The sequence below is a fragment of the Nocardioides sp. CCNWLW216 genome, assembly GCF_037120545.1.
GTDB lineage: Bacteria > Actinomycetota > Actinomycetes > Propionibacteriales > Nocardioidaceae > Nocardioides > Nocardioides lianchengensis.
The window spans coordinates 14,082-40,680 of record NZ_JBBBBJ010000005.1; the positions used below are offsets into that span (position 1 = coordinate 14,082).

25 protein-coding genes and 4 tRNA genes are annotated in these 26,599 nt (G+C 73.4%); 10 read left to right on the forward strand and 19 right to left on the reverse strand.

All coding sequences use genetic code 11. The features are described 5' to 3' along the window. Nucleotides 1-22: 22 nt before the first annotated feature. The 7 genes from V7S47_RS12735 to V7S47_RS12765 all read right to left on the reverse strand — a co-directional run bounded on the left by V7S47_RS12735 (nucleotide 23) and on the right by V7S47_RS12765 (nucleotide 5,363). Nucleotides 23-2,191, reverse strand: a complete 2,169-nt coding sequence (locus V7S47_RS12735; protein WP_336561896.1) for a heavy metal translocating P-type ATPase — start codon at nucleotides 2,189-2,191, stop codon at nucleotides 23-25. After that, nucleotides 2,175-3,074 (reverse strand): hypothetical protein, encoded by a 900-nt coding sequence (locus V7S47_RS12740; protein WP_336561897.1) that lies wholly within the window; start codon nucleotides 3,072-3,074, stop codon nucleotides 2,175-2,177. The genes V7S47_RS12735 and V7S47_RS12740 overlap by 17 nt, the downstream gene beginning before the upstream one ends. A 5-nt stretch (nucleotides 3,075-3,079) precedes the next feature. Then, on the reverse strand, nucleotides 3,080-3,286 hold the full coding sequence (locus V7S47_RS12745) for a heavy-metal-associated domain-containing protein (protein ID WP_336561898.1): 207 nt from the start codon (nucleotides 3,284-3,286) through the stop codon (nucleotides 3,080-3,082). 23 nt (nucleotides 3,287-3,309) lie between these two features. Continuing rightward, nucleotides 3,310-3,603: a metal-sensitive transcriptional regulator gene (locus V7S47_RS12750; protein ID WP_090859762.1), complete on the reverse strand. Its 294-nt coding sequence runs from the start codon at nucleotides 3,601-3,603 to the stop codon at nucleotides 3,310-3,312. Between the two features lie 72 nt (nucleotides 3,604-3,675). Further along, a complete protein-coding gene (locus tag V7S47_RS12755; protein WP_336561899.1) occupies nucleotides 3,676-3,840 on the reverse strand; it encodes a hypothetical protein in 165 nt (54 codons plus the stop codon). Between the two features lie 239 nt (nucleotides 3,841-4,079). Next, on the reverse strand, nucleotides 4,080-4,283 hold the full coding sequence (locus tag V7S47_RS12760) for a cold-shock protein (RefSeq protein WP_056863399.1): 204 nt from the start codon (nucleotides 4,281-4,283) through the stop codon (nucleotides 4,080-4,082). Between the two features lie 294 nt (nucleotides 4,284-4,577). Beyond that, on the reverse strand, nucleotides 4,578-5,363 hold the full coding sequence (locus V7S47_RS12765) for a hypothetical protein (RefSeq protein ID WP_336561901.1): 786 nt from the start codon (nucleotides 5,361-5,363) through the stop codon (nucleotides 4,578-4,580). 105 nt (nucleotides 5,364-5,468) lie between these two features. Between V7S47_RS12765 and V7S47_RS12770 the strand changes: the two genes are divergently transcribed. Then, nucleotides 5,469-5,544, forward strand: a tRNA-Lys gene (locus V7S47_RS12770). 15 nt (nucleotides 5,545-5,559) lie between these two features. Here V7S47_RS12770 and V7S47_RS12775 read toward each other — a convergent pair. Both V7S47_RS12775 and V7S47_RS12780 read right to left on the reverse strand, forming a co-directional pair. Continuing rightward, complete coding sequence (locus V7S47_RS12775) at nucleotides 5,560-5,901, reverse strand: hypothetical protein (RefSeq protein ID WP_090859766.1); 342 nt, start codon at nucleotides 5,899-5,901, stop codon at nucleotides 5,560-5,562. A 106-nt stretch (nucleotides 5,902-6,007) separates the two neighbouring features. After that, nucleotides 6,008-7,087, reverse strand: a complete 1,080-nt coding sequence (locus tag V7S47_RS12780) for a hypothetical protein (RefSeq protein WP_336561902.1) — start codon at nucleotides 7,085-7,087, stop codon at nucleotides 6,008-6,010. Nucleotides 7,088-7,151: 64 nt separating this feature from the next. On the opposite strand from V7S47_RS12780, the gene V7S47_RS12785 reads away from it, so the two are divergent. Further along, a complete protein-coding gene (locus V7S47_RS12785; RefSeq protein WP_336561903.1) occupies nucleotides 7,152-8,339 on the forward strand; it encodes an acyl-CoA dehydrogenase family protein in 1,188 nt (395 codons plus the stop codon). On the opposite strand, the gene V7S47_RS12790 is transcribed toward V7S47_RS12785, so the two are convergent. Together V7S47_RS12790 and V7S47_RS12795 are read right to left on the reverse strand one after the other, a co-directional pair. Then, a complete protein-coding gene (locus V7S47_RS12790) occupies nucleotides 8,317-10,575 on the reverse strand; it encodes a SpoIIE family protein phosphatase (RefSeq protein WP_336561904.1) in 2,259 nt (752 codons plus the stop codon). The genes V7S47_RS12785 and V7S47_RS12790 overlap by 23 nt on opposite strands. Before the next feature lie 98 nt (nucleotides 10,576-10,673). Next, on the reverse strand, nucleotides 10,674-10,829 hold the full coding sequence (locus V7S47_RS12795; RefSeq protein WP_336561905.1) for a hypothetical protein: 156 nt from the start codon (nucleotides 10,827-10,829) through the stop codon (nucleotides 10,674-10,676). 217 nt (nucleotides 10,830-11,046) lie between these two features. On the opposite strand from V7S47_RS12795, the gene V7S47_RS12800 reads away from it, so the two are divergent. Then, on the forward strand, nucleotides 11,047-11,718 hold the full coding sequence (locus V7S47_RS12800) for a PaaI family thioesterase (RefSeq protein WP_336561906.1): 672 nt from the start codon (nucleotides 11,047-11,049) through the stop codon (nucleotides 11,716-11,718). Nucleotides 11,719-11,730: 12 nt separating this feature from the next. Here V7S47_RS12800 and V7S47_RS12805 read toward each other — a convergent pair whose 3' ends face one another. After that, complete coding sequence (locus V7S47_RS12805; protein WP_336561907.1) at nucleotides 11,731-13,227, reverse strand: NAD(P)/FAD-dependent oxidoreductase; 1,497 nt, start codon at nucleotides 13,225-13,227, stop codon at nucleotides 11,731-11,733. Between the two features lie 364 nt (nucleotides 13,228-13,591). Between V7S47_RS12805 and V7S47_RS12810 the strand changes: the two genes are divergently transcribed. From V7S47_RS12810 to V7S47_RS12820, 3 genes are read left to right on the forward strand one after another with little or no spacing between them, the layout of a single operon-like run. Continuing rightward, nucleotides 13,592-14,479 (forward strand): ATP-binding protein, encoded by an 888-nt coding sequence (locus V7S47_RS12810; RefSeq protein ID WP_336561908.1) that lies wholly within the window; start codon nucleotides 13,592-13,594, stop codon nucleotides 14,477-14,479. Beyond that, on the forward strand, nucleotides 14,476-14,853 hold the full coding sequence (locus V7S47_RS12815) for a fluoride efflux transporter FluC (protein WP_336561909.1): 378 nt from the start codon (nucleotides 14,476-14,478) through the stop codon (nucleotides 14,851-14,853). The genes V7S47_RS12810 and V7S47_RS12815 overlap by 4 nt, the downstream gene beginning before the upstream one ends. Then, entirely contained in the window at nucleotides 14,850-15,182 is a 333-nt protein-coding gene (locus V7S47_RS12820; RefSeq protein WP_336561910.1) for a fluoride efflux transporter FluC, read from the forward strand. Before V7S47_RS12815 ends, V7S47_RS12820 begins: the two co-directional genes overlap by 4 nt. Here the strand turns inward: V7S47_RS12820 and V7S47_RS12825 are convergent. From V7S47_RS12825 to V7S47_RS12835, 3 genes are all read right to left on the reverse strand, one after another. After that, entirely contained in the window at nucleotides 15,173-15,529 is a 357-nt protein-coding gene (locus V7S47_RS12825; RefSeq protein ID WP_090859783.1) for a metallopeptidase family protein, read from the reverse strand. The two genes, V7S47_RS12820 and V7S47_RS12825, sit on opposite strands and share 10 nt — an antisense overlap. A 59-nt stretch (nucleotides 15,530-15,588) precedes the next feature. After that, a tRNA-Asp gene (locus V7S47_RS12830) sits at nucleotides 15,589-15,665 on the reverse strand. 175 nt (nucleotides 15,666-15,840) lie between these two features. Then, nucleotides 15,841-15,913 (reverse strand) — tRNA-Glu (locus tag V7S47_RS12835). A gap of 98 nt (nucleotides 15,914-16,011) precedes the next feature. Here V7S47_RS12835 and V7S47_RS12840 point away from each other — a divergent pair. Both V7S47_RS12840 and V7S47_RS12845 read left to right on the forward strand, forming a co-directional pair. After that, nucleotides 16,012-16,085, forward strand: a tRNA-Phe gene (locus tag V7S47_RS12840). A 175-nt stretch (nucleotides 16,086-16,260) separates the two neighbouring features. After that, nucleotides 16,261-17,736: a hypothetical protein gene (locus V7S47_RS12845; RefSeq protein WP_336561911.1), complete on the forward strand. Its 1,476-nt coding sequence runs from the start codon at nucleotides 16,261-16,263 to the stop codon at nucleotides 17,734-17,736. A gap of 1 nt (nucleotide 17,737) precedes the next feature. On the opposite strand, the gene V7S47_RS12850 is transcribed toward V7S47_RS12845, so the two are convergent. Continuing rightward, on the reverse strand, nucleotides 17,738-18,658 hold the full coding sequence (locus V7S47_RS12850) for a LysR family transcriptional regulator (protein ID WP_336561912.1): 921 nt from the start codon (nucleotides 18,656-18,658) through the stop codon (nucleotides 17,738-17,740). 115 nt (nucleotides 18,659-18,773) lie between these two features. Here V7S47_RS12850 and V7S47_RS12855 point away from each other — a divergent pair, with 115 nt between their 5' ends. Then, nucleotides 18,774-19,079 carry a CBU_0592 family membrane protein gene (locus V7S47_RS12855; RefSeq protein WP_336561913.1) on the forward strand — a complete coding sequence of 102 codons (306 nt, stop codon included), beginning with the start codon at nucleotides 18,774-18,776 and terminating at the stop codon, nucleotides 19,077-19,079. Nucleotides 19,080-19,086: 7 nt separating this feature from the next. Here the strand turns inward: V7S47_RS12855 and V7S47_RS12860 are convergent, their stop codons facing one another. The 3 genes from V7S47_RS12860 to V7S47_RS12870 all read right to left on the reverse strand — a co-directional run bounded on the left by V7S47_RS12860 (nucleotide 19,087) and on the right by V7S47_RS12870 (nucleotide 25,533). After that, on the reverse strand, nucleotides 19,087-20,079 hold the full coding sequence (locus V7S47_RS12860) for an ROK family protein (RefSeq protein ID WP_336562209.1): 993 nt from the start codon (nucleotides 20,077-20,079) through the stop codon (nucleotides 19,087-19,089). Then, nucleotides 20,013-24,197, reverse strand: a complete 4,185-nt coding sequence (locus V7S47_RS12865) for a glycoside hydrolase family 97 catalytic domain-containing protein (RefSeq protein ID WP_336561914.1) — start codon at nucleotides 24,195-24,197, stop codon at nucleotides 20,013-20,015. The genes V7S47_RS12860 and V7S47_RS12865 overlap by 67 nt, the downstream gene beginning before the upstream one ends. A 169-nt stretch (nucleotides 24,198-24,366) precedes the next feature. Continuing rightward, on the reverse strand, nucleotides 24,367-25,533 hold the full coding sequence (locus tag V7S47_RS12870; protein WP_336561915.1) for an ROK family transcriptional regulator: 1,167 nt from the start codon (nucleotides 25,531-25,533) through the stop codon (nucleotides 24,367-24,369). 303 nt (nucleotides 25,534-25,836) lie between these two features. On the opposite strand from V7S47_RS12870, the gene V7S47_RS12875 reads away from it, so the two are divergent. Further along, a complete protein-coding gene (locus V7S47_RS12875; protein WP_090859796.1) occupies nucleotides 25,837-26,586 on the forward strand; it encodes a hypothetical protein in 750 nt (249 codons plus the stop codon). Nucleotides 26,587-26,599 lie beyond the last annotated feature (13 nt).

The window sequence follows — 26,599 nt, forward strand, 5'->3', positions numbered from 1 at the left end:
ACCCCGCCGAGTCCTCCCCAGGTCAGCGGAAGGCCCGCAGCCGCAGGCTGTTGGTCACCACGAAGACCGACGAGAGCGCCATCGCGGCGCCGGCCAGCATCGGGTTGAGCAGCCCGGCGGCGGCGAGGGGCAGCGCGGCCACGTTGTAGCCGAAGGCCCAGAACAGGTTCCCGCGGATCGTCGTCAGCGTCCGCCGCGCCAGCCGTACGGCGGTCGCCGCGACCCGCAGGTCGCCCCGCACCAGGGTCAGGTCGCTCGCCTCGATGGCGACGTCGGTGCCGGTGCCCATCGCGATGCCGAGGTCGGCCTGGGCGAGCGCGGCGGCGTCGTTGACCCCGTCGCCCACCATCGCCACGACCCGGCCCTCGGCCTGCAGCCGGCGTACGACGTCGACCTTGCCCTCCGGCAGCACCCCGGCGACGACGTCGTCGATCCCGACCAGGTCCGCGACGGCGCGTGCGGCGCGCTCGTGGTCGCCGGTGAGCAGCAGCGGCCGCAGGCCCAGGGCGCGCAGCTCTCGGACCGCCTCGGCCGAGGTGTCCTTCACCCGGTCGGCCAGGTGCAGCCACCCCACCGCGACGCCGTCCCGCTCGACCTGGACGACGGACCGGCCGTCCGGCTGCTCGACGTCGGCCCGCGCCCGACCGACGCGGACGTCGTACCCCTCGACGGTGCCAGCGACGCCGGTCCCCGCGGTGGCCCGGAACCCGGCCACCGCCGGGAGCTCGCCGAGCCGCTCGCGCGCCCCGGACGCCACGGCCCGACCGACCGGGTGCTCCGAGGAGTCCTCGACGGCACCGGCCAGGCGCAGGACGGCGTCGGGGTCCTCGCCCTCGGCAGCCACCACCTCGACCAGGGTCATCCGACCCGTCGTCACCGTGCCGGTCTTGTCGAGGACCACCGTGTCGACCCGCCGGGTCGACTCCAGGACCTCGGGGCCCCGGATCAGGATCCCGAGCTGGGCGCCGCGGCCGGTGCCGACCATCAGCGCCGTCGGCGTGGCCAGGCCCAGCGCGCACGGGCAGGCGATGATCAGCACCGACACGGCCGCGGTGAACGCGGTCGCCCCCGAGCCGCCGGCGCCCAGCCAGAACCCGAGGGTCCCCACCGCCAGCGCGACCACGACCGGCACGAAGAACCCGGAGATCCGGTCGGCGAGCCGTTGGGCCTGGGCCTTGCCGTGCTGCGCCTCCTCGACCAGCCGGGCCATCTGGGCCAGCTGCGTGTCGGCGCCGACCCGGGTCGCGCGCACCTCCAGCCGGCCGCCGGCGTTGACGGTCGCGCCCGTGACCGCGTCCCCGGGGCCGATCTCGACCGGCACCGGCTCGCCGGTCAGCATCGATGCGTCCACCGCCGACGTCCCGCTCTCGACGACCCCGTCGGTCGCCACCTTCTCCCCCGGCCGTACGACGAACCGGTCGCCCACGACCAGCTCGACCGCGGGCACCAGCACCTCGGCGCCGCCGCGCAGCACCGCCACGTCCTTCGCCCCCAGGGACAGCAGCGCCCGCAGCGCCGCACCGGCCCGCCGCTTCGACCGCTTCTCGAACCAGCGACCGGCGAGCAGGAACGTGGTGACCCCGGTCGCGGCCTCCAGGTAGATGTTGCCGAGGCCGTCGGTCCGCTCGACGGTGATCCGGAACGGGTGGGTCATCCCGGTCTCGCCGGCCGTGCCCCAGAAGAGGGCCACGAGCGACCAGCCGAACGCCGCCAGCACGCCGAGCGACACCAGGGTGTCCATGGTCGAGGTGCCGTGCCGGGCGTTCAGCCAGGCCGCCCGGTGGAACGGCCAGGCGCCCCAGACCGCCACCGGCGCGGCCAGGGTCAGCGACAGCCACTGCCAGTGGTCGACCTGCAGCGCGGGCACCATCGCCATCACGACGACGGGCACGGTCAGCAGCGCCGAGACGACCAGCCGCTGCCGCAGCGCGTCCAGCTCGGGGTCGGCCCCCGCGGCCTCGGGCTCGGGCTCTGCTGTCGGCAGCGCCGCGCCGTACCCGGCGGCCTCGACGGTCGCGACCAGGTCGTCGGCGCTCAGCGTGGCGGGGAAGGTGACCCGCGCCTTCTCGGTGGCGTAGTTGACCGACGCCGTCACGCCGTCGAGCTTGTTCAGCTTGCGCTCGATCCGGTTCGCGCACGAGGCGCAGGTCATGCCGGTGATCGCGAGCTCGACATCAGTGTCCGTGCTCATGCCCGACCTCCTCTCCCTCGACCGCTCCGTCGACCTCCACCGTGAACACCGCGGTCCGGACCACCCCGTCGTGCTGGAAGTCCAGGAACAGCCGGTAGGTCCCGGCGCTCGGGAACGCGGTGTGGAAGCGGACGACCGGGCCGGGGCCCTCCTCCGGGTGGACGTGCAGGTAGCCGAGGTCACCGGCGCGCAGCGCGACCAGGTGCCCGGACGCCCCGAGGTACGGCTCCAGGTCGGCGACCGGCTCGCCGCCACGCTGCACGGTGAGGGCGAGCTCGGTCTCGACCCCGGCCTGCAGCAGCCCGCCGAGCGTCACGTCGTACCCGTCGACGGAGGCGGCGAGGGTCGCCTCCCCCAGCGGCTCCGGGGCGAAGTCCCCGGCGACCATCAGGTCGGTGCCCAGCACCACGGGGTCGGTCCCGGACGGCGCCGTGTCGGCCAGCACCCGCCACACGCCCGGCGTCAGGTCCAGGTCGACCGACCAGGTCCCGTCGGCAGCGCGCTCGGGGTGCACGTGCTGGAAGCCGGTCAGGTCCCGCCGGACGACGACGAGGTGCAGCTCCTTCTCGTGCTGCACGTCGTACGACGTCACCGGCGTGCCGTCCGGTCCCGTCACGTGGAACGCCAGCCGCTGCCGCCCGGTCCCCAGCCGGTCCTCGACGAGGTGCAGGGCGTAGCCGCCCGCCGCGGCCTCCAGCCCGGCCACGGCCGTCGCGCCGTGGCCCGCCTCGTGGCCGGCATCGGACTCTGCGTCGTGGTCGGCGTCCTCGTGAGCCACCGGCTCGGTGTCGACCGGACCGACCAGGCGACCGAGGCCCAGCCCGGCCCCCAGCACGAGGGCCAGGATCCCCAGGAACGCGGCGACCCGCGCGGGTGTCCCCATGCCCCTCACCCCAGCCGGTAGCCGGCCTCCTCGACCGCCGCGGCCACGGCCGCAGGGTCGAGGGGGCCGTCGCTGGTGACCACGACCCGACCGGTCTCGTGGGACGCCTCGACCGCAGTGACGCCGGCGAGCTCGCCGACCTCCTCGCGGACCGATGCCTCGCAGTGCCCGCAGGTCATCCCGCTCACGGTCCAGATGCTGTGCTCGCTCATGCGTCTCTCCTCAGTCGTGGTGGTCAGGACCGGACCAGGCGGGTGATGGCCTCGAGCGCCTCGGCGACCTTCGCCTGACCCTCGGCCTCGCCGGCGCGCGCGGCGTCGACCACGCAGTGGTTCATGTGCTCCTCCAGCAGGCCCAGCGAGACCGCCTGGAGCGCCTTCGTCATGGCGGCCACCTGGGTGAGGATGTCGATGCAGTACTGCTCCTCCTCGACCATCCGCTGCAGGCCGCGGGCCTGGCCCTCGATCCGGCGCAGCCGCTTGAGGTAGTCGTCCTTGCGGTGGATGTAGCCGTGCTGGTGCTCTGCCATACCGCAGACCCTACCCCCCTAGGGTATGAGCCTCAAGGCATGCCGGTACGACGCCGGCTGCGACCGGGTCGGTCAGCTCTCGGCGCGCGGAGCGGGCACGACGCCGAGGATCTCGTCGATCTCGGCGGAGGAGAGGTGCTCGTCGGCCTCGCTGGCCGCGATGATCAGGTTGGTGGTCAGCTCGACCTCGCCCAGCAGGTCGGCGTCCTCCAGCGTCACGTCGAACTGATCGTGCACGCTGGCCTCCCCAAGTCTGATCGTCGAGCGCTGGCGGTGACGCAAGCCGGAGCGGACGCGCGTTCCGGGAGTACGTTCCCCACCCAGGGTACGACCAAACCGAGGCGTCGGACATGGCCCGCGCGGGTGGCACGTCGCGCCGGACGGAGGAGTCCGGGAACGACACGAGGCCCCACCCGTGACGGGTGGGGCCTCGCAGTGGCTGTGGTCAGACAGGTGCCGGACCGGTGCCGGTCTGATCAGACAGGGCGAACGTTCTCCGCCTGCGGGCCCTTCGGGCCCTGGGTGACGTCGAACTCGACCTTCTGGTTCTCGTCCAGGGACTTGTAGCCCTGGGTCTGGATCGCCGAGTAGTGCACGAAGACGTCGTCGCCGCCGTCCTCCTGCGCGATGAAGCCGAAGCCCTTCTCAGCGTTGAACCACTTCACGGTGCCTTGAGCCATGTGCTCGTTACTCCTGATATCGGAACGAGAGGCCATCACGTCGACGGCCCCACACCAGATGCGGTGACACGTCGCTCCGACTCGTGATTGGTAAGACCACAAAGCAGAAACGCCGTTGGATCACAAACTCCGCGGGCGTCAGACCAGCTGGAACTTGCACCTGTTGCAGGAAAGACACTACCAAGCAACTCCGTCAGGCAAACCCCCTGGACCACGGCTTTGTGGACGGGTGCCGTGAAGGTTCTGCAACAGCCGTGTGACAGCGCGGGAAACGGGCACGCGCGCGAGGCGGGCTCAGCGGCAGCTCTCACCGCCACCCGCCGTGACGCACGAGGTGCGGGCCCTGGTGGCCGCGGCCCGCTCGGTGGGGGCGAGCCCGCGGTGCACGACCGTGGCCGTGAGCAGTCCCGGGGTCCCGCTGCTGGCGCTCCCACCGCTGGCGCCCGCGGAGCAGCCACCGACGAGCTGGGCGACGTGGTCGCCCGCGGCGACCGACCCGGCGGTGGCCCCCGTCAGATGGATGCTGGGGAATCCCGCGTAGCTGAAGTCGATCGCGGCGGCCTCGCCGAGCTGCATCCGGCTGCTCAGGACGGGCTCGCCGTCCAGCCGGATCCACCAGTGCACGAAGCTCGAGGACGGGCACGTCAGCTGCCCGCTCCCGGTGAGGTCCAGGACCAGGCGCCCGGCGGTCCGGGTCGTGAAGCCCACCGACGAGGTCGAGACCCCGACGGCCGGCAGCGGCGTCGTGGTGGGGATCCCACCGGCCTGGACGACCTCGTCGGCCTCCCCCGCCAGCAGGTACGACGACGCCGGCCGGCCGGCCAGCCGGGCCGCGTCGGGGGCCCGCGCGATGATGTTGTCCGGCAGCCGCCCGGTGCGCCTGCTGGTCGCGACGAGCTTCCCGCGGCGGGCCTTGACCGACGCCCCCGAGCCGACGGCGTGCTTGCCGTCGACCGTGTGGGCGTTGAGCGCCTTGGCCAGGGCCGGACCGCCGGCGAAGCCGACGGACGTGACGAGTGCGGCCGCCGAGAGGGCTACGGTGAGCCGGCTCCCGGTGCGAGGTGCGGTGAGGATGGACATCCCCTCACCATCCTCGCCCACCCCGGCCGACGAATGACCCGTTCAGGCGATTGCGCCGGCGCACCGAGGACGTCTGCCATGATGTCCGCCGGGCTGACCAGCCCTGGGCCCCTAGCTCAATTGGCAGAGCAGAGGACTTTTAATCCTTGGGTTGTGGGTTCGAGTCCCACGGGGCCTACCACCGTCGTACCGACGCTCAGGTCTCCTCGGTACGACGCGAGCGGCGCAGCATCTCGCCGATCAGGTCGACGACGCCGTCGACGTCGCCGCGTCGTACGCCGTCCGCGGACTCCAGACGGGCGATCGCGAGCTCCTCGGGCAGCCGGACGCCGGTCTGCAGGACGTAGACGGTGTCGTCGAGGGTGAAGGCGATGTCGGTGACGGCGGCGGCGTGGTACTCGCCGTCGGCGTCGACGATGACCAGCTCCTCACCGGGCTCCAGGCCACGGGTGAGGGAGGTGTGGGAGTGGTGGAGCGGGAACGTGCGCGTAGGGCCGACCACGAGTCGGGTCGGCAGCGCCACCTCGACCAGCTCCATGCGCTCACCCCCCACGAGTCTCTCTCTGCATCGTTCCCCATGGAAGCCGCGTTTAGCGACTCGGCCACGCCCCGGTCAAGACCGGTCGTCGATCCGATCCGTGGGTTCAGGCCGCCGCGGCGGCCGCACGCACCTGGTGCACGGGCCGCCACCGGTCGTGCAACGTGGTGACCAGGCTGATCAGCGAGAGGAAGAACATCGTGTCGTAGCCGTCGAGGCGGGCCTCCCCGCCCGGCAGCAGCTCGTCGGCCACCACCACGAGGACCACGTTCACCAGCAGTCGTACGACGAAGGCCGCGCTCAACGAGACCGTCGTCCAGCCCCGGCGGGCCACGACCAGCGTGACGGCCGCGTTCAGCACCACGACCACGGCGGTGCCGATGAAGAGGTCGGTCGAGGTGCCGGTGAAGTCGGGCAGCTGCTGGCCGAAGACCACGGCCAGCAGGCCGACCAGCACCACCTTCTCGAGCGTCGCCCAGGACAGCACCCGGTCGTGCTCGGCCCGCCAGGCCGCCTGCTCGTGGGCCTCGTCGATCTCCTCCGGGAGCGGCTCGGGCCGCAGCCGCCAGTCCCAGTCCGCCCGCGGCAGGCGCGGGCGGACCACCAGCTGCAGCACCGCGCCGAGCAGCAGGACCAGCACGAACAGCAGCACCGGCGCCCAGCGGTACTCGGTCAACAGGTCGGTGACGTCGAGCTGCGCGATGTGGATCCACCACTCCTGGGGCAGCTTGACGACCACCCAGATGGCGGCGGCGGCCCCGATCCACCAGCTCAGCGCGAGCGCGAGCGGCGACCAGCGGGCGCGCAGCGTCTCGTAGGCGATGAAGAAGTACTCGAAGGTGTTCGGGAAGACCAGCAGCAGCGCCCGGGCCTGGGTCAGCTCGAAGAGGAGCACGCCGACGAGGCGGTAGAAGTAGAGGAAGAAGCCGACCTCGACGGCGGCGACGCTGGTCCAGTTCCGCAGCATCGCGAGGTAGGCGATGGCCAGGTAGTAGACGTCCATCGCCTTGTCGTAGCCCTGGTAGCCCGGCGGGTCGTACCCGAAGGCCTGGAAGATCGTCTGGTCGACGCCGTCGAGGACCAGGCAGGCCACGATCCCCGGCAGCGGGAAGAACGGGATCGTCAGGGGCAGCAGGAACCGGGCGCCGACGACCGCGACGAAGACGATGGCGACGCCGGTGTCCATGGGGCACATCATGGAGGCTGGGGGCGTCGACCCGCATCCCCCGTCACCGACCGAAGGGAACCCCGTGAGTGCTCGCCGCGTGCTGCCGTCCGAGGAGGCCGTCGACCTGGTCCGGCTGGTACGGCGGATCGCCGCCGACGAGCTGGTCCCGCGGGCGGCCGCGGCCGAGGCGGCCGGCGAGTTCCCACGCGAGGTGTTCCGCACCCTCGGGCGCACCGGCCTGCTCGGCCTCCCCTACCCCGAGGAGTACGGCGGGGGCGGGCTGTCCTACGAGGTCTACCTGCAGGTGCTGGAGGAGATCGGCTCGGTCTGGGCGAGCGTCGGGGTCGGGGTGTCCGTGCACGCCCTGTCCTGCTTCGGCCTGGTCACCCGCGGCACCGACGAGCAGCGGACCCGCTGGCTGCCCGACATGCTCGGCGGCGAGCTGCTCGGCGCCTACTGCCTCTCCGAGCCGCACGCCGGCTCCGACCCGGCCGCGATGACCACCACGGCCCGACTGGTCGGCGACGAGTACGTCATCTCCGGCGCGAAGGCCTGGACCACGCACGGCGGCGAGGCCGACTTCTACAAGGTGATGGCCCGCACCTCCGAGAGCCCGGGCGGCCGCGACGGCATCTCCTGCTTCCTGGTGCCCGGCGACGCCTCCGGCCTGGCCGCCGACCGCCCCGAGGACAAGATGGGGCTGACCGGCTCCACCACGGCCACGATGCGCTTCGACGGTGTCCGGGTCCCGGTCGAGCGCCGCCTCGGCGCCGAGGGCGAGGGTCTGCGGATCGCGCTCGCGGGCCTCGACTCCGGCCGGCTCGGGATCGCCGCCGTCGCCACCGGGCTGGCCCAGGGCGCCCTCGACGCCGCCGTGGCCTACGCCCAGCAGCGCACCACCTTCGGCCGGCGGATCATCGACCATCAGGGGCTGGGCTTCCTGCTGGCCGACATGGAGGCGGCCGTCGCCTCGGCCCGGGCCACCACCCTGCACGCCGCCCGGCTCAAGGACGCCGGCCTGCCGTTCTCCCGCGAGGCGTCGGTCGCCAAGCTGGTCGCGACGGACCACGCCATGAAGGTCACCACCGACGCCGTCCAGGTGCTCGGCGGCGCCGGCTACACCAAGGACTTCCCGGTGGAGCGCTACATGCGCGAGGCCAAGGTCATGCAGATCTTCGAGGGCACCAACCAGATCCAGCGCCTCGTCATCGCCCGTGGCCTCGACACGAACGACCAGGGCTCGGTCGTCAGCCGGCCGGCGCCGTCCTGATCGCGAGCACCGTCGTGTCGTCGTCCCGCGCCCCGGGTACGGCGAGCAGCATCCCGTCGACCCAGTCCTCCATGCCGGACGTCCCCGGCCCGCGACCGGCCAGGTCGGCGAGCAGGGCCAGCGAGGTGGACAGGTCCACGCCGCGGCGCTCGACCAGCCCGTCGGTGTAGAGCAGCAGGGTCGAGCCGGGGGTGAGGACCAGCTCGGTCTGCTGCGCCCCGGTCACCCCGAGCCCGAGGACGGGCCGGGTGGCGATCTGCAGCTCGCGGGCCACGCCGTCCTCGACCAGCAGCGGTGGCGGGTGACCGGCCGCGGCCAGCACCACCCGCCCGGTGGCGGGCTCCACGGTGCCCACGACCGCCGTGGCGATCACCTGCTCGAACAGCCCGTCCATGAACCGGTCGGTGCGGTCGAGGACCACGGCCGGCGACTCCTCGCCGAAGAGGTGGGCGCGGACCGCGGCCCGCAGCTGGGTCATCGTGGTCGCGGCGGCCACCCCGTGGCCCGCGACGTCACCGACCACGAAGGCCATCCGGCCGCCGGGCAGCTCGAAGGCGTCCCACCAGTCGCCGCCCATCTGGAACGTCGAGGCCGGCAGGTAACGGGCCGCCATCTCCAGGCCCTCGACCCGGGGGGCCTGGACCGGGATGACGCTGCGCTGCAGCGACTCGGCCATGTCGACCTGCTCGCGCGAGTTGGCGTACAGCAGGCTGGCCAGGTGGCTGGCCAGGGAGACCGCGTGGTCGAGGTGCCAGGGCTGCCAGACCTCGCTGTGGCCGCGCACGACCTGCTGCCACTTCTCGAACGACTTGCGGGGGCTGAGCCGGACCTGCGGGTCCTCGGCGAGCGCCATCTGCTTGTTGGTCGGGTCGCCGCCCCAGTCGACGACCTCGGGCAGCTCGGGCCGGACCCAGCACAGCCAACGGTCCGGCGCGGAGCCGATCACGAGAGCCCCGGCCGCCGTGTCGGCGACGGCGGCGAGGTCGGGGTCGAGCGCGGCGAGGTAGGAGCTGGACCCCGGCTGGCTCTCCGGTCGCCGCAGGAGCTCGGCGATGCGCCTGATCGACGCGTGGTCGGGCACGGTGCCGAGGGTGGTGAGGTGCCCGTCGAAGCACAGGGCCACTCCGCCGGCGTCCATCAGGTCGGCCAGGGAGCCGACCTGCATCAGCGTCTGCAGCGGCGCCGGGGAGGACGACGTCGCCGCCTGCACCGTCGTGAGCAGCTCCTCGGCGCGACGCTGCGACTCCCGCGCGTCGGCCCGCTCCCGCTCGGCGACCAACTGGGAGGCCACCTGGCCGAGGAACTCCGACGCCGCGCGCACGTCGAGGCTGAGCTCGAGCGGTCCGGAGTAGTGGTGGCAGGCGATCAGCCCCCAGAGCTCGCCGTCGATGACCAGGGAGACCGACATCGACGCGGTCACGCCCATGTTGGAGAGGTACTCGACGTGGATCGGCGAGACGCTGCGCAGCGTCGAGTGGGAGAGGTCGAGCGGCGCACCGGTCGCCGGGTCCAGCACGGGGTGGATCGGCACCGGGGTGTAGAGGATGTCGGCGATCAGCCGGATCCAGTTGACGGTGTAGAGCCGGCGGGCCTGGGCCGGGATGTCGGTGTGGGGGTAGTGCAGGCCGAGGAACGGGTTCAGGTCGGGACGCCGGCTCTCGGCGATGACCTCGCCGTTCCAGTCCTGGTCGAAGCGGTAGACCATCACCCGGTCGAAGCCGGTGAGGTCGGCGATCTCGCGCACCAGACCCTCGGAGAGCTCGACGACCGACGCGGTCCGCGACAGCCGCTGCATCGCGCCGCGGGCCGCGCGGTAGGACAGCAGCGCCTCCCCCTCGGGATCGGCGGCCTCGAGCTCGACCAGGACCCGGTCGCCGGAGCGGTGCACCGCAGCGTCGACGTACGGCGGCAGCAGCGCCCCGCGGGCGGCGAGCTCCTCGACGTGCAGGTGCAGGACCTCGGCGCGCGCGCCCTCGACCGAGACCCGGACCGCCTCGGCAGCCTCGGCCCCGAGCAGGGAGGCCAGCGAGGCGCCCTGCACGCCGTCGGGGTCGACGCCGAGCATCGGCCCCGCGTTGGCCGAGGCCATCACGACCTCCGCGAGGTCCAGCCCGAGTGCGAGCAGCGCGCCGTGCGGCTGGATGGCCCCCGGGATGTGGATGGGCTCGCGGTCGCAGTTGGTCAGGTCTGCAGCCGCGTAGGCGGGCGTGTGCGCGGACACGGCCTGCTCGGTCACGGGTACTCCGGGGATGGTCGACTCACCGGCTCCTCCCACAGGAGGAACCGGTCCGGGGGCCATCCAATCAGGTCCCGCCGGTGACGTCCTCTCTTCGGTCAGTCCTGCGCGCGCAACTGGCGCCGCAGGCGGAGCTCCTTCAGGAGCATGCGGACGTCGTCGACGTCCAGCTCGGTGGCGACCGCCGGCTCGACCGGTCGCCGCGCCTCCGGCACGTCGCGCGACGTGAGACGCGTGATGGCTGCGTTGCCCATGATGTCCTCCCCCGACTTCAAGGTTGTGACAAGTTTACGGGCCTTCTCCTCAGGTGCGGAGCGAAAACCGTCGAAAGTCGAGCGATTGACGACCGGATCCGTCCCTGGTCCAGACCTTCTACGGCGGTTCTCGTCATCTTCGGGTCGCCGTCACGTTCCTGCCGCGGGATGTCCCGCCTGGCGGCCGCCGAACTGGAACCTGTTCTAGACTCCGTGCGTGAGCGGCTACGTGCAGGACGACATCTCCGACGCGGAGCTCGAGCGGCAGCGCGGGGTGTACGGGCCCTTCACCCAGGCCGTGCGCGAGCTGGTCGACGCCACCATCCGCACCCTGGTCGACGACGACGAGATCCGCCGCGCCCAGGCCGAGATCGAGGCGGTCACCGCCCGGCTGCGCGAGCACCAGCTCGACGGCGCGTACGGCGTCCGCTTCGGCCGGGCGGGCCGCGGCCGCCCCTGGGGCAACACCGTGGTCGGCCTCCGCAACGCGGCCGCCCCGCCGCTGGTCATCGACCACGACGACACGGGACGCGCCTGGGCGGACTTCCACCTCGGCGCCGCCTACGAGGGGCCGCCCGGCCTGGTGCACGGCGGCGTCTCGGCGATGATCCTCGACCAGATGCTCGGCGAGGCGGCCGGCGCCGGCGGCAAGCCGGGCATGACCGGGACGCTCACCCTGACCTACCGCCAGGGCACCCCGCTCGGCGACCTGCGGGCGGAGGCCTGGATCGACCGCGCCGAGGGCGTGAAGACCTGGGCCAGGGGCCACCTCATCGGTCCCGAGGGGGTCACCGTCGAGGCCGAGGGCGTCTTCATCCTGCCGCGCTGGGCCCGCGAGGCGATCGCCGCCCAGGACGACGGGCAGCCGACTCCGTCGTACTTCGAGTAGCCGCGGCTCCGCTCAGGAGACCTTCTCGCCCAGGTTGGCGCCGCGCTGCCCGGAGTCGGTCAGCCGGGCCTCCTCGGCGGCCTGGGCCTCGAGCTCCTCGCGCCGCGAGGTCTCCAGCAGCTCGCGGGCGGCGTCGTACGCCCCGGGCTGGGAGACCAGGTCGGTCGCCCCGCGCTTGAGCCGGGCGAGCGCGCTGCGCGCGAAGATCTGCTGCTCGGTGGTGGTGCGCTCCGAGCGGCCGCGGCCGATGAACGACACGGCCCAGCGGATCAGCGCGGTGACCCGGCTCTTGAAGCCGGTGATGTAGACGAGGTGCAGACCCAGCCACATCAGCCACGCCACGACGCCGGTGATCCGCAGCTTGCCGACCATCGCCACCGCACGGAAGCGGCTGATGATGGCCATCGAGCCCTTGTCGAAGTACTTGAACGGCGGCTGCGGGGCCTTGCCCTTGAGCCGGCCGTCGATCTCCTTGGCGGCGTACTTCGAGCCCTGGATCGCCACCTGGGCGACGCCGGGCAGGTTGTCGAGCGAGATCATGTCGCCGACGACGAAGACCTCCGGGTGGCCCGGGAGGGTGAGGTCGGGGTTGACGCCGACCCGACCCGCGCGGTCGAGCGGCGCGCCGCTCTGCTCGGCCAGGGTCTTGCCGAGCTTGTTGGCCTGCACCCCCGCGGCCCAGATCTTGGTGACGGTGTTGATCCGCTCGACGCGGCCGTCCTTGAACTTCATCTCGATGCCGCGCTCGTCGACGTCGGTCACCATCGCGCCGAGGACGACCTCGACGCCGAGCTTCTCCAGCTCGCTCTTGGCCTTGTCGCCGAGCTTCTGGCCGAACGGCGGGAGCACCTGGGGAGCGGCGTCCACGAGGACGACGCGCGCGGTGCGGGTGTTGATCGACCGGAAGTCGCGCTTGAGCGTGCGGTGGGCCAGCTCGGCGATCTGACCGGCCATCTCCACTCCGGTCGGGCCGGCGCCGACGACCACGAAGGTCAGCAGGTGGTCGACGTTGTCGCCGCGCTGGGCGCCGAGCTCGGCCATCTCGAAGGCGCCGAAGATGCGGCCGCGCAGCTCGAGCGCGTCGTCGATGCTCTTCATGCCGGGCGCGAACTCAGCGAAGTGGTCGTTGCCGAAGTAGGACTGGCCCGCGCCGGCGGCCACGATCAGCGAATCGTAGGTCAGCACGGTCTCGCGACCCAGGACGTGTGACGTCACCGTGCGCGACTCGAGGTCGACACCGGTGACCTCGCCCAGCAGCACCTGGGCGTTCTTCTGCCCGGAGAGGATCTCGCGCGTCGGGGGCGCGATCTCGCCCTCGGACAGGATCCCGGTCGCGACCTGGTAGAGCAGCGGCTGGAAGAGGTGATGGGTGGTCTTGGCGACCATCGTGACGTCGACGTCGGAGCGTCGCAGGGCCTTGGTCCCGAAGAGGCCGCCGAATCCGGAGCCGATGACGACGACCTGGTGGCGACGGTCCGGGGTGTCACGGGGGTGGTCAGGCGCTGCCATGACGAGCCTTCCTGCGTTCGATCGAGACGGACCGTGGCCAGCCGGCCGATCCGGTAGTTCCATTGTCGCGCTCGCGGGGGTCGGACCCCAAGCCGGCGCCCTGACTCGTGGGTCACACGAGTGCGGTCGGTCACACGCGGGCGGGACCCCGCCCTCGTCGTACCCATCGATCCCGTCGTCCACCGTCGCCGATCCTGAGCAGATCGACCGAAAAAACTCCGCCAACTTCCGTGTTTGTTTGCCGGCGAGAGGGGGTACACGAGCCGAGAATGGCGTGTCCCTGTCCTCATCTCGGTCTGTCCCTGGAGCTTCGCCCGTGCCGCTGAACCGGCCTGCCCTGTCGCTGGGCGCTGGCCCCCGTGGCGTGCAGGACGCACGGCGTTGGGTGGTCGAGACGTGCCACGACATCGGGCGTCCCGAGCTCGCCGAGTGCGCGGAGCTGGGCGTCTCGGAGCTGGTCACCAACGCGCTGCTCCACGGCGCACCGCCGATCCAGGTCCGGGTCCGCGGCACGCGCGAGCACCCGCGGGTGGAGGTCCACGACGGCTCCCGCGAGCGGCCGCTGCTGCCGAGCGCCGACGAGGACGTCGAGGACGACGACCTGCTGCTCACCTTCGGTCGCGGGCTGAGCATCGTCGCGCGCTGCTCCGACGCCTGGGGCGCGGAGATCGAGGACGACGGCAAGACCGTCTGGTTCGCCCCGGCCCGCTCCTTCGCCGAGGACGACGGCGTCCCGGGGCTGATCACCGGCGACGAGGACCCGCCCGTCGCGGGTCCCGAGGACCCCGTGCAGATCGTCGTGCGCGGCGTGCCGCTCGACCTGTACGTCGCCTTCCAGCGCCACTTCCGCGAGCTGCGGCGCGAGGTCCGGCTGCTCGCACTCGCCCACGAGAGCGACTACCCGCTCGCCAAGGACCTCTCCGACCTGTTCGCCTCGCTGGAGCGTCAGCTGCGCGAGGGCATCGGCCTCGACCAGCTCGAGAGCGCGGTCGCCGCGGGCGAGTCGGAGACCCAGGTCGACCTCGTGACCTCGCGCGAGAGCACTCGCACCATGGAGCGGTTCATCGAGATGCTCGACCTGGCCGACGAGTTCTGCCGCCAGGAGCGGCTGCTGTCGCTGGCCCGCACCGACGAGCAGCGCCGCTTCCAGCAGTGGTACCTCGGTGAGTTCGTCCGCCAGGGCCGCGGCGAGCCGCCCCTCGCCTGGCCGGACGCCGCCTCGGCCCCGGGCCAGCAGAGCACCGTCTCTTGAGTGCGGTCGACCCCCGCGCCGTCGGCGCGGTGGCGCTCGGTGGCGCCCTGGGGGCGGTGACCCGGTGGGGCCTCGGCGAGCTGGCGCCGGACGGCGCCGGCTTCCCGTGGACGACCTTCGCGATCAACGTCTCCGGCTCGTTCCTGCTCGCCGTGGTGCTGGGCCTCGCGGCCGTACGGCGGCGTCCGGTCCTCCGGGCCGGGCTCGGCCCGGGGGTGCTCGGCGGCTACACGACGCTCTCGGCGGTGAGCGAGCAGTCCCGCGCGCTGCTCGCGGACGGACGCACGGCGACCGCGCTCGCCTATCTGGTCGCGACCGCGCTGGTGGCCGTCGCGGCGGTCGCCGTCGGCACCCGGGTCGGGGAGGGCCGGTGACCGGCCTGCTGGTCGCCCTGGGCGCCGCGGTCGGCGCTCCGCTGCGCTACCTGCTGGCGCAGCGGTGGGACGACCGCCACCCGCGCGGCACCCTCGTGGTGAACGTGCTCGGCTCGCTGCTGCTGGGCCTGCTGTCGGCGCGATCGCTCTCCGGGCACGCCACCGCGCTGCTGGCCACCGGCTTCTGCGGCGGGTTCACGACGTACTCCGCGTTCGCGGTGCAGGCCCACGGGCTCGGGCCACGGCGCGGGACGGCGTACGTCGTCGTGACGACCCTGCTGGCGGTCGCCGCGTGCGCGCTGGGGTTCTGGGTCGGCTCCTACGCGTAGCCGAGGTCGTGGAGGCGGGCGTCGTCGATCCCGAAGTGGTGGGCCACCTCGTGCACGACGGTGATCCGGACCTCCTCGACCAGCTCGTCCTCGCTCTCGCAGAAGTCCAGCAACGGGCCGCGGAAGATAAAGATCCGGTCGGGCAGGTTGAGCAGCGTGCTGCTGTCGCGCTCGGTCAGCGCGACCCCGTCGTACAGGCCGAGGAGGTCGTCGGGCTCGCCCTCGGGGGGCTCGTCCTCGACCAGGACCACGACGTTGCGCACCAGCTGGGCCAGCTCGTCGGGGATGCCGTCGAGCGCGGTGTCGACCAGCTCGTCGAAGCGCTCGGGGTCCATCTCGATCGGCACGGACTCAGCATGCCGGACAACGCAAGACGCCCCGGATCATGATGATCCGGGGCGTCCGATGGCGACCCCGACGGGACTCGAACCCGCGGCCTCCGCCGTGACAGGGCGGCGCGCTAACCAACTGCGCTACGGGGCCAGGTTTGTCTTCACCAGATCGTGCGCGGCGAAGCGGTGGAACTCTAACCCACAGGCGGCGACGCGTCACAATCGGCGACGACGCGAGCTTGTGTGGCACCCCCGACGGGATTCGAACCCCTGCTACCGCCGTGAGAGGGCGGGGTCGCCGAGGAGCCCGCCCGCTAGACGATCAGCACCCCCAACGGGATTCGAACCCGTGCTACCGCCGTGAAAGGGCGGGGTCCTGGGCCGCTAGACGATGGGGGCCTTGGACTGCCCGCACAGCATAAGGTCGCCGTCGCGGGCGCCCCAAGACGGCGTGATTCGGTGGGTCCGCTCGTCCCCATGTAAGGTGTCGGTCGCTCGGGCAGGTAGCTCAGTTGGTACGAGCGATCGCCTGAAAAGTGATAGGTCGGCGGTTCGACCCCGCCCCTGCCCACGAGCACCACCGAAGGGCCCCGCCGGCAACGGCGGGGCCCTTCGTCGTCCCTCTCGGGGACACGGAGCGGGTGGATCGTCAAGACCCCGAAGTGACCATCGTGGCCGGGGGTGCCGCCGGACCAGGGTGATCCGGTCGGCCGCTCGCTCGGGGCGGCCCCGAGAAGGGGGACGCCGTGCGTCGCACCACCCTGCTGGTCAGCCTGCTCACCGCCGCCGCGCTCGCCGCGTCCGGCCTGGCCGGCGGAGGAACGGCGAGCGCCGACCCGCCTGCGGTGTCGGCCGCGCCGGTCGAGCGGGGCGGGCCGGGGGTCTGGTCGAAGCTGTCGACCGGCACCGTGGGCACCATCCACGAGGCCAGCCTCCACCGCACCGCGGACCGGGTGTTGCACGTGGTCTATCCGCGCAGCGAGCCCGGGAACCTGGGGAGCCTGGGCCACACCGCGGTGCGCCCGAACGGGACGACGGCGTCGCAGAGCTCGGTCCTGACCCCCTGGTCGATCGTGGACGCGACGCCGGCGGTGGTCGCCGGGCCCGACGGCGGGCTGCGCGTGCTCTTCGGCGGGCAGCGGAGCACCGTGACGGGCGAGCCCTACAACGAGGGCCAGATGTACCACCTGACCGCGCCGGCGGCGGGCACCACCTGGACCCTGCAGTCGACGACGGTCGGCGAGAGCCACTCGGCGTACGCGTCCTACGGCACGGCCGCGACCACGCTGGCCGACGGGACACCGATCGCGGCGTACCCGCTCACCTCAACGATCACCTGGCACGTCGGGGTCAACGACGACCCGGACCGGTCGTTCACGGTCGCGGGCTGTTGCGTCTACGACCTGGCGATGGTCCGCTCGGGCGGGGAGGTGTGGCTGGCCTGGTACGGCAATGGCGGGTCGGCCGCGACGAACGGCACGTTCGTCCGCCGGATCCACCCCTCCCTCGGCCCGGTCCTGAAGGCCCCGGGGTCGAGCGTGGGCGCGGACTCCCTCCAGACCGGCCGGGTCGCCCTGGCGGCCCGGGCCGGAGGCGGCGTCTACGCGGCGTACTGCTCGGGCTACCCGACCTGCACGTCCGTCCGGCTCTGGAAGGTCGGCGCGGGTGGCGCGGCCGTCGTACCGGGGAGCGGCGGGGCGGGCACCGTCGGCCTCGGCGCGGCTCCGGGCGGGCGGCTGTGGGTGGCCTGGGGCACGGACCCGGGCGTCGTGCGCGCGGTGCGCACCGATCCGACCGCGACCCGGTTCGGCGCCGTCCGGGCCGTCGGCGCCCCGGCCGGTCACACCCGCGTCTACGCCCTGGGCGTCGACGGCGGGACGGGACGGGGCGACGTGGTCGTGAACCCCGGCGACGGGTTCTGGCACACCCAGGTCCTGGCCGGACTGACCCTGAAGGCGTCGCCGACGACGTGGCGGGCGGGTCGGAAGCGGGCGGTCCGCTTCACGGTGACCGACGCGGGGAACCGGGTCGCGGGCGCGCGGGTCACGGTGGCGGGGCGCGCCTGCACCACGGGCTCCCTGGGCACCTGCCGGGTCGTCCTCCCGAAGCGCAGCCGCCCGGGCCGCAAGGTGGTGCGGGCCACCCGGACCGAGTACGCCCCGGCCACCGCGGTGCTGAAGGTCAAGAAGGCGAAGAAGAAGAAGAAGAAGAAGCGCCGGTAGGTCAGGGCGCCGCGTCGAACGAGAAGGCCGACGCGGCGTCACGGATCAGCGTCGTCGCGACGTCGACGACGCGCGGGACGCCGCGGCCCTCGTGGCGGCGGAGCACGATCCGCCGCATCCCGAGACCCGGCGCGTCGAGGGTCTCCACGCCGGCCTGGGTGATGCCGCGCAGGGCCAGGGACGGGATGATCGCCGCCCCCTCCCCCGCCGCCACGAACGCCAGGGCGGTCTGGGTCTCGGTGTAGACGTGCGCCGTGGGCACGGCGCTCCCGCTCGTACGACGGACCCGGCGCAGGGCCTGGGCCCCGGCCGCGGTGGGCGCCACGCCGAGCCACGGCAGGCCGAGCCGGGCCAGGTCGACCGACTCCGTCGACGTGATCGTCCCGGCCGGGACGATCACCTTCCACGGCTCGTCGAGCAGCGGGACCTCGGTGACCCGGGCCGGCAGGGCGCGGGAGCTCTCCTCGGCGTCGAGCTCGAGGACCACCGCGTCGAGGTCGCCGGACCGCAGGCGTCGTACGAGGTCCTCCTCCTCGTCCTCGACGACCTCGAAGCGCAGCCGCGGGAACCGCTCGCGCCAGCCGGGGAGGGCCGGCAGCAGGATCACCGACAGGAAGCTGTGGAAGCCGCCGATCCGGACCGTGCCGCTCGGGTCGCCGTCGTCCTCGCTCAGCCGGACCCGCGCCGCCTCCAGGCTGCGCTCGATCTCCTCGGCCGTGTCCGCGAGATCCCGCCCGACCTCGGTGAGCACGGTGCCCGTCGAGGTCCGCCGGACCAGCGAGCGGCCGACCTCGCGCTCCAGGCGGGCCAGCTGCTGCGACACCGCCGACGGCGTGACCCGGAGCTCGTCGGCCGCCGCGAGCACGCCGCCGGCACGGGCGACGGCCAGCAGGAAGCGCAGCCGCCGCGGGTCGATCTCCATGTTCAGTGATGCTAATCCCCATGTGTAGAGAAGTGCATTTGAACTGAACCCAGACCCGGCCTCACCATCGTCCCGGGACGGCCCCGTCGGGGTCAGGAAGAGGCAGGGCGGGACGATGCTGACGGCAGTGCTGGGCTGGGTGGGCACGGCGGGGACCTTCGCCGCCTACCTGCTGCTGTGGAAGGGCCGGCTGACCTCCGGATCGCTCACCTACGCCGCGCTCAACGCCGTCGGCGGCCTGCTCGGAGGTACGGCGAGCTCGCTGTACGGCGCCTGGCCGAGCGCGGCGTCGAACTTCATCTGGGCCGTCATCGGCCTGCACAGCGTGGCGACCATCCTCCTCCGGCGGTCGCGGGTCGTCACCGCGCTGCCGGTGCCCGACCTCGCGCCCGACGTGCGCCAGCACGACCTGGCCGCCTGACACCGGCTCAGCCCACCGGCAGCCGGTCCAGCGCCAGGTCGGCGACGCCGGTCAGCGCAGCGACCGGGCCCAGGACCGAGAGCCGCAGCTCCGGGACCAGGAAGGCCCGGTTCGGGCCCAGCCGCGCGGCCAGCACCTGGCTCGCCCGGCCGAGGAAGTGCCCGGCGGAGCGGGCCACGCCGCCACCCAGCGTGACGACCTCGGGGTTCGTCAGCAGGACCAGGTCGGCCAGACCCTCCCCGAGTGCCTCGCCGAGCCCGGCGAAGCCGGCCAGGGCGACCGGGTCGCCGCGGTCGGCCGCCGCCTGGACGTCCCGGCCGGTCCACCCGGCCGCATCGGCGGTACGACGAACGCCCTGGACCAGCGCGGTCCCGGAGGCGTACTGCTCCCAGCAGCCCCGGCCGCCGCAACCGCAGCCCGCCCCGTCGGCCTCGTGGACCAGGTGCCCGACCTCCATGGCCAGGCCGGCCACCCCGCGCACGAGGTGCCCGTCGGCCACGAAGGCACCGCCGAGACCGGTGCCGACCATCACGACGAGGTACGACGAGACCGGCGCGGGGAGCGCGAGGTACTCGCCCCAGCCCGCGGCGTTGACGTCGTTCTCGACGACCACGGGCAGCCCGGTCCGGGCCCGGAGCCGGCCGCCGAGGTCGTGCTCGCGCAGCGGCAGGTTCGGCGCCAGCGCCACCGTCGAACGGTCGGTCTCGACCAGCCCGGCGACCGACAGGCCGATCGAGGCCGGCCGGCGCCCGGCCGCCCGGGCAGCGTCGAGCGCGTGGACCACGACGTCCTCGATCGCCGCCGGGTCGTCCGTCGGCGTCGGCCGCTCACCGAGCGGGTGCGTCGTACCGCCCGCGACGACGGCGGCCACGGTCTTGGTGCCGCCGATGTCGAGGGCCAGAACGTCGGCGACGTCCTGGCCCTCGACGCGGGTCAGCGGACCACCCGCGTGGGCGTCCGGGCGGCCCGGGTCCGGTCCGTGGCCGACACCTCCGCCCAGTAGCGGCGCTTCGACCGCGACGGGTCGCGGACGACGAACCGGGCGTCGCCGAAGCCGTCGGCCCGGCGGCTGGCCAGCAGCACCCGCCGGCCGCCGCGCTTCTCGTAGAGCCGCACCGTCGCACCCCGGGCCGCGCTCGGGGCCAGGACCCGCAGCACGTCACGGGCGCCGGCACTGCGCGCCGCCAGCCGGGCGGTGATCCGCGAGGGCTGGGGCTCCGGCTGGGGCTCCGGCTCGGGCTCCGGCTCGCCGACCGCGGGCACCCGGAGCAGGGCCGTGGTGCGGTTGCCGGCCAGGTCGGTCGCCCGGGCCTGGAGGACCGAGGCGGTCCCGCGGGGCAGGGCCACGGCCGCCGTGTACGGCAGCCACTCGCCGGCGTCGGCGCGGTACTCCGTGGTCGCCACCTCGGACACCTCGTCCTCGGTCACCAGCGCGACCGACCGGGTGCGGTCGTCGAAGTCGAAGGCCAGCGACGGGGCACTGGGGTCGACGCCGATGGTGTGGACCGTCGGCTCGGCGAGGTTGCCGGCCGCGTCGATCGAGCGGACCGCGACGGTGTGCAGGCCGTCCTGGTCGACCACGACCGGGCCGTCGTACGGCGCCCACGGGCCCTCGTCGACGCGGACCTCCGACACCGGCGCCGGGTCGGCGCCGTCCGTCGCGCCGGCCGTCACCGTGACGGGGACGGGCGACCAGACGTCGGCCGGCTGCGGGGACAGCCCGGTCGAGACCACGGGGGCGGTGAGGTCGTCGACCGCGGCGTCGGCCAGCGTGCCCAGCGACGGGCGGAGCAGGACGTGGTCGACGTTGACGTTGCCGGTGTCGTCGCCGACCCAGGCCAGGGTCGCGGTGTTCGACCCCGCCCGCAGCCGGAAGGTGCCGGCCTGGCTGACCGCCCACCGCTTCCACCGGTCGGCGTCCTGGCCCTGGTTGGCGAACTGCACCTTGGCGCCCGGCAGGTCGTTGAGCAGCAGCGTGAGCTGGCGGTCGAGCGGGGCGACGGTCATGCCGTTGCCGAAGCGCACCGACACGTCGTAGTCGATCGCCGCGCCCAGGTTGCCGGTCACGGTGACCGCCGCGCCGACCTTGGTCAGGCCCTTCACGAAGCCCGTGCCGGTGTAGCCGGCGTGCTCGGTGGTGTTGGCGGCGCCGTTGACCTTGACGCCGCTCTCGGCCTCCAGCCGTACGTCGGCCTGCTTCAGCCCGTCCAGCACCGTCCGCAGCGCGGTCAGCGCCGGTCCGCTGCCGGCCAGGCCGGTGGCCTGGGTGGCCGCCTGGCCGACGGCCGTGCGGGCCGCGCCGTCCGCACCGGTGACCGCACTGGTGGCGGCACCCGCCAGGGTGGTCCGCAGGGAGGCGACCGCCTCGGCGTCGACCTCGCCGGACCCCTCCAGCTCACGCAGCGCCCGGAGCGCCGCGAACAGCCCGGTGGCCTCGCCGACGAACGGCTCGGTCAGCCCGCTGATCGCCGTACCGGCCGCCGGGGAGACGCCGGTGCGCGAGGACCGGTCGGCCAGCAGCCGCAGCCCCTGCATGGCGCGCTGGGTGCCGACGAAGTCGCCCCGGGCCTGCCGGTTCTCGGCGCGGGCGAGGTACTTCCGGGCCGCGTCGGCGCGCTCGGGGTCCAGGCCGCCGGCGGCGACCAGCTCCTGCAGCGCGGTCCGGTCGGCCGCGTCGACCTCGGGCAGCAGGTCGACGTCGACGCTGTCGGTCACGGTCCCGAGCCCGTCGCCGACCGAGAGCGTGCTGGTGCCCGGGAAGGGCAGCGCGTCGGCGGCGAGCCGCAGGGTGACGGTGCGCTCCTCGCCGGGTCCGACGCGGGTGGCCGCGGTGGCCGAGCCGCCGTCGACGGTGAAGACCGCCTGGCCGACCGTCGAGCCGGTGTTGCGGACCGTGGCGTCGACGACGACCGTGCGGGAGCGGGCGTCCAGGGAGATCTGCGGGTCGCCGACCAGCTCGGCCGCGGGGGCGTCGTACGCCTCGAGGGCGGCCTGCTGCTCGGGCGTCGCCGGGCGGATCCGCATGGCCTGGCCACCACCGGCGACGAGCGCGGCCGTGACCGTGGTCGCGGAGGTCACCAGGGCCTCGTCCTTGTCCATCGGCAGCGGGTTGCCGCGCCAGGTGGTGTCGGCGGTGTCGGAGTAGATCTCCGCGACGTACGTCGTCCCGGGGTCGAGGAAGTCCAGGGGGATGCGGAGGTTCCGGTCGTTCTCGTCGGTGATCGCGCCGACGTACCAGCTGGTGCCGGAACGGCGGGCGGTGACGGTGCTGTCACCGATCACGGCCTCGACCTCGCTCTCGTCCCAGGTCGCCGGCATGCCCTGGAGGTAGTCGAAGGCCTCGGGGAAGAGCGCGTAGTTCTCCGGGGTGTCGGCCAGCATCTGCAGCGGGCTGTAGAAGGTCGTGTAGAGCGCGAGCTGGGTCGTGAGGGTGGTCTGCACGCGGGTGTTGAGCGCGGCCGGGTCCCAGGTGACGTTGAGGACGCCCGGGGTGTAGTCGGCGGGACCGCCCATGAACCGGGTGAACGGCAGGATGGTCGCCTGCGCCGGCGGGTTGCCGTTGGCACCCATGTAGTTCTGCATCTCCATGCCCGCGACGCCCTCGCCGGACATCATGTTCGGATAGGTGCGGTTGAGCCCGGTGGGCTTGATCGCCTCGTGGGCGTTGACGGTGATGCCGTGCGCGGCCGCCGCGTCGATGACGCGCTGGTAGTGGCGCACCGCCTCCTGGTCGTAGTGGCTGCGGTTGACGCCGCCGAGGTTGAACTTGGTGGCGTAGCCGGTCTTGATCGCGTGGATGCCCTTGTCCTCGTAGAAGGAGAAGATCCGCTCGAGGTTCTGGTCGTAGTAGTCCACGAAGCCGCGGGTCTCGTTGTGGGCGATGTAGTTCACGCCCTTCGACGCGGCGTACGAGAGGACCTCGTCGAGGTCGAAGTCGGCCTGCGGGGTGGTGAAGTCCTGGCCGGTCCAGTTGTTGCCGGCGTTGGTGTTCCAACCCTCGGCCAGGACGTGCTTGGCGCCGGCCTCGGCGGCCAGGTCGATGTACTTCTTGACCCGCGCGGTGGTGGCGCCGTGCTTGGGCCCGGAGAACCAGGTGGTGTCGCGGCGCTGCAGCTCCCACCAGACACCCGTGTACGTCGCCGGCTCGATCCAGTCGGTCGTGTCGTCGACGCCGTCGCCGTCGCTGTCGACGTCGCAGATCGCGCAGGCGTCGTTGAGGTTCTCGACCAGGTGCGACACCGCGAGGTCGCCGGCCTGCCGCCCGACGGTGAGGGTGCGCCACGGGGTGTCGAAGCCGGTCGTGCCGAGCGGGACGACCGCCTTGTCCTTGTCGGCGCCGGGGAGGGCGATCAGCTCGCTGACGAGCTTGCCGGCCACGGCGTCGTCCCGCTTGAGCGTCATGCTCGGGTAGTCGGTGAGGTCGGCCTCGTGCACGGTCACGAACAGGCCGTCGGCCCGCGAGGTCGTGATCGGCGTCTGCGCCGTCGGGACCTGCGGGAGCGGGACGGTCATGTAGTGCTTCTCGTCGGCGTTCCAGTCCGTGCCCGCCGCGAGGTAGTAGGCCGTGAGGTCGGCGGGCAGCGCGAACTCCGAGGCCTCGGCCGAGACCACGAACTGCGGGCCCAGCGCCGCCTGCTGCGGGAAGTGGTACCGGAAGCCCACGCCGTCGTCGAAGACCCGGAAGACGACGTCGAGGAGGGCGCCGGAGGCCTCGTGGCGGGTGTGCACGGTCAGCTCGTTGGCGTGGTTGCGGACCCGCGAGGCCGTGCCCCAGGCCGGCGTCCAGGTCTCGTCGATCTCCTTGCGCTCGACCGACGTCACGGTCAGGCCCGTGCGCAGGTCGAGGGCCGGCTGGCGCAGCGTGAAGCCGAGCCCGGACGGCGCGACCACGGTGGTGGTCCCGTCCCGCACGACCTCGTAGGTGAGCCGCCCGCCGACGACGCCGACGGTCGCGCGCAGCGTCCCGTCGGGCGAGGCGACCGAGTCGCCCGGGAAGGAGCCGTCGGCCGCGACGGCCGGGGCCGCGGCGACGGGTGCCGCCGACGCCGTACCGGCGCCGAGGCCGGTGAGCGTCAGGACTGAGCAGACGAGTGGGACGACGAGCCGGGTCAGGCGCACTGGGTTCCCCCGCAATAAGTTCGAGACCGAAGTAATCGTCGCCGAGACTAAGGAGCCCTCTGATGTGACGTCAAGCACTTTCGCCGATATCCGTCAGGTGCCGGTCTGCGGGCGCGACGGAACGGCGTCCGGACGGGACGCGCGGCCAGGTCGCGGCGGGGGGGGCCGGTCAGCCGCGCAGGTCGGCGGCGCTGGCGCTGCGCAGGGCGAGCGCCACCGCACCGAGGACCTCGGCCCGCTCGGCGAGCTCGCCGGTGCGCACCTCGACGTCGTCCGCGGCCGAGCGGACCGTCGCCGCGCGGAGCGCCTCGACCAGCGGCCCGGAGATGACCGCGCCGGCGGCGGCGAGCTCACCGCCGAGGACGACGACCTCGGGGTTGAGCACGTTGCAGACGGCCCCGAGGGCGGTGCCGACGGCGGTGCCGCAGTGCGCCAGCGCCTCGACGGCGCGGGCGTCGCCGGCGCGGGCCAGGGCCAGGACGTCGGCGACCGTGCGGACCTCGGGGTGACCGATCCGGACCCGGCTGACGACCAGTCCGGAGCCGGTGACCGCCTCGAGGCACCCTCGCCGCCCGCACCGGCAGATCGGGCCGCCCGGCTCGATCCGGATGTGGCCGATCTCGCCCGCCGTACCGCCGAAGCCGGCGAAGGGCCGGCCGTCGACGATCAGGCCGGCGCCGATACCGGTGGAGAGCTTCACGTAGACCGCGTGGCTGCTGCCCCGCCCCGAGCCCCACATCCACTCGGCGAGGCCGCCGATGTTGGCGTCGTTGTCGACCTGGACCGGCTGGCCGAAGGCCTCGCTCAGCGTCTCCGCAGCGGCCAGGTCGACCCAGCCGGGCAGGATCGTGGAGTCGCCGAGGTGGCCGGTCGCGAGGTGCACCGGGCCCGGGATGCCGGCCCCGATGCCGACCACCGCCGAGCGGTCCGTCCCGAGGCGGGCGAGCGCCTCGTCGACGAGTGCACGTGCCCGGGCCACCTGCTCGACCGCGGGCAGATCCGGCTCGTGCCCGACCCACCGCTCGGCGAGGATCTCGTGCGCGAGGTCGGAGACCGCGACGGTGAGGTGGCGCTTGCCGAAGTCGAGTCCGACCGCGAGCCCCGCCGAGCGGTGCAGGGCCAGCCGGGTGCCGGGGCGCCCCGGACCGTGGACCGCGGCCCGCTCACCCTCGGTCACCAGGCCCTCCGCCTGCAGACCGGCGACCAGCCCGGTCACCGTCGAGGGAGCCAGCCCGGCGCTGCGGGAGAGCTCGGCACGGGACAGCGGACCGAGGTGGAGCAGCGTGTTCACCACGCGCGCCCGGCCGTCGGTCCGGACCTGCACCCCCCTGATCATGCGACGGAACCCTAGATGACTAAGTCCAAGGGGTCGTGCAAGCGAGCGGTGCTCAGCGCGTGCGCTGGCAAGGCGGAGGAGGGAGACGTGACGGAGTCATGGCGACCGACGACAACGCCGCCAGCGTGCGTGATGAGCGCCGTGGAGCGTGCGAGCCCATGGACCTAGTCATCTACCAGTCCGGGAGGCGGCGTCAGCGGGTCCCGGACCGGACCAGTCGCCGCCGGCCGCCGCGCCCGTCCCGGTCGCGCCGGTCTGGGTACCGTCGGGGCTCAGTCCCCGTCGTACTCCTCCGGAGGTCCCGTGCCCGAGCTCCGCCCACCCCGCGCCCTCACCGGACCGGTGCAGCGCGGCCGCGATCGCGTGGTGGGGCTGTGGCAGCACCGCTACCCGACCGTCGCGGTCACCGGCATGACCGGCGTGGGCAAGACCGAGCTGGTCGACCACCTCTGCGGGCGGCCGGACACGGGCGCGACGGCGGAGTCGGGATCGGCGGTGATGGAGCGGCGGGTCCGTCGCGACCGGCGGCTGCGCGGCTTCCGCTTCCGGGTGGTGCCGGGCGAGAACGCCGCCACCCGGCTCGGCGCCCTCGACGAGGTCTTCCACGACGACCCGGTCGACGGGGTGCTGCATCTGGTCGCCAACGGCCTCGCGACCGGGCGCCGGCCGGCCGGCACGACCGGCACCGCCGTCGTCGACCGCGAGGAGCAGCTCGCGCGCGAGCTGGAGGACTGGACGGTCACCGCGCACCGCATCGCCTCGATGGCGGTACGACGCCCGCGGCCGACCTGGCTGGTCATCGTGGTGACCAAGGCCGACCTCTACGCCGACTCGGTCGACGAGGTGGTCCGGTCCTACTCGCCCGGCAGCGGCACGCCGTTCGGCGACCGCGTGGACGAGCTGCGGGCACTGACCGGCGCCGCGAAGCTGTCCATCGACGTGCTGCCGGCGTGCAGTCACCTCGAGGAGCAGAGCGCGGTCGACGCGGCGACGCGCGACGCCTACCTGGCCCGGCTCGAGGCCCGGATGGCCCAGCTGTCCGGGCACGTCTGAGCGGCCCGCCCTC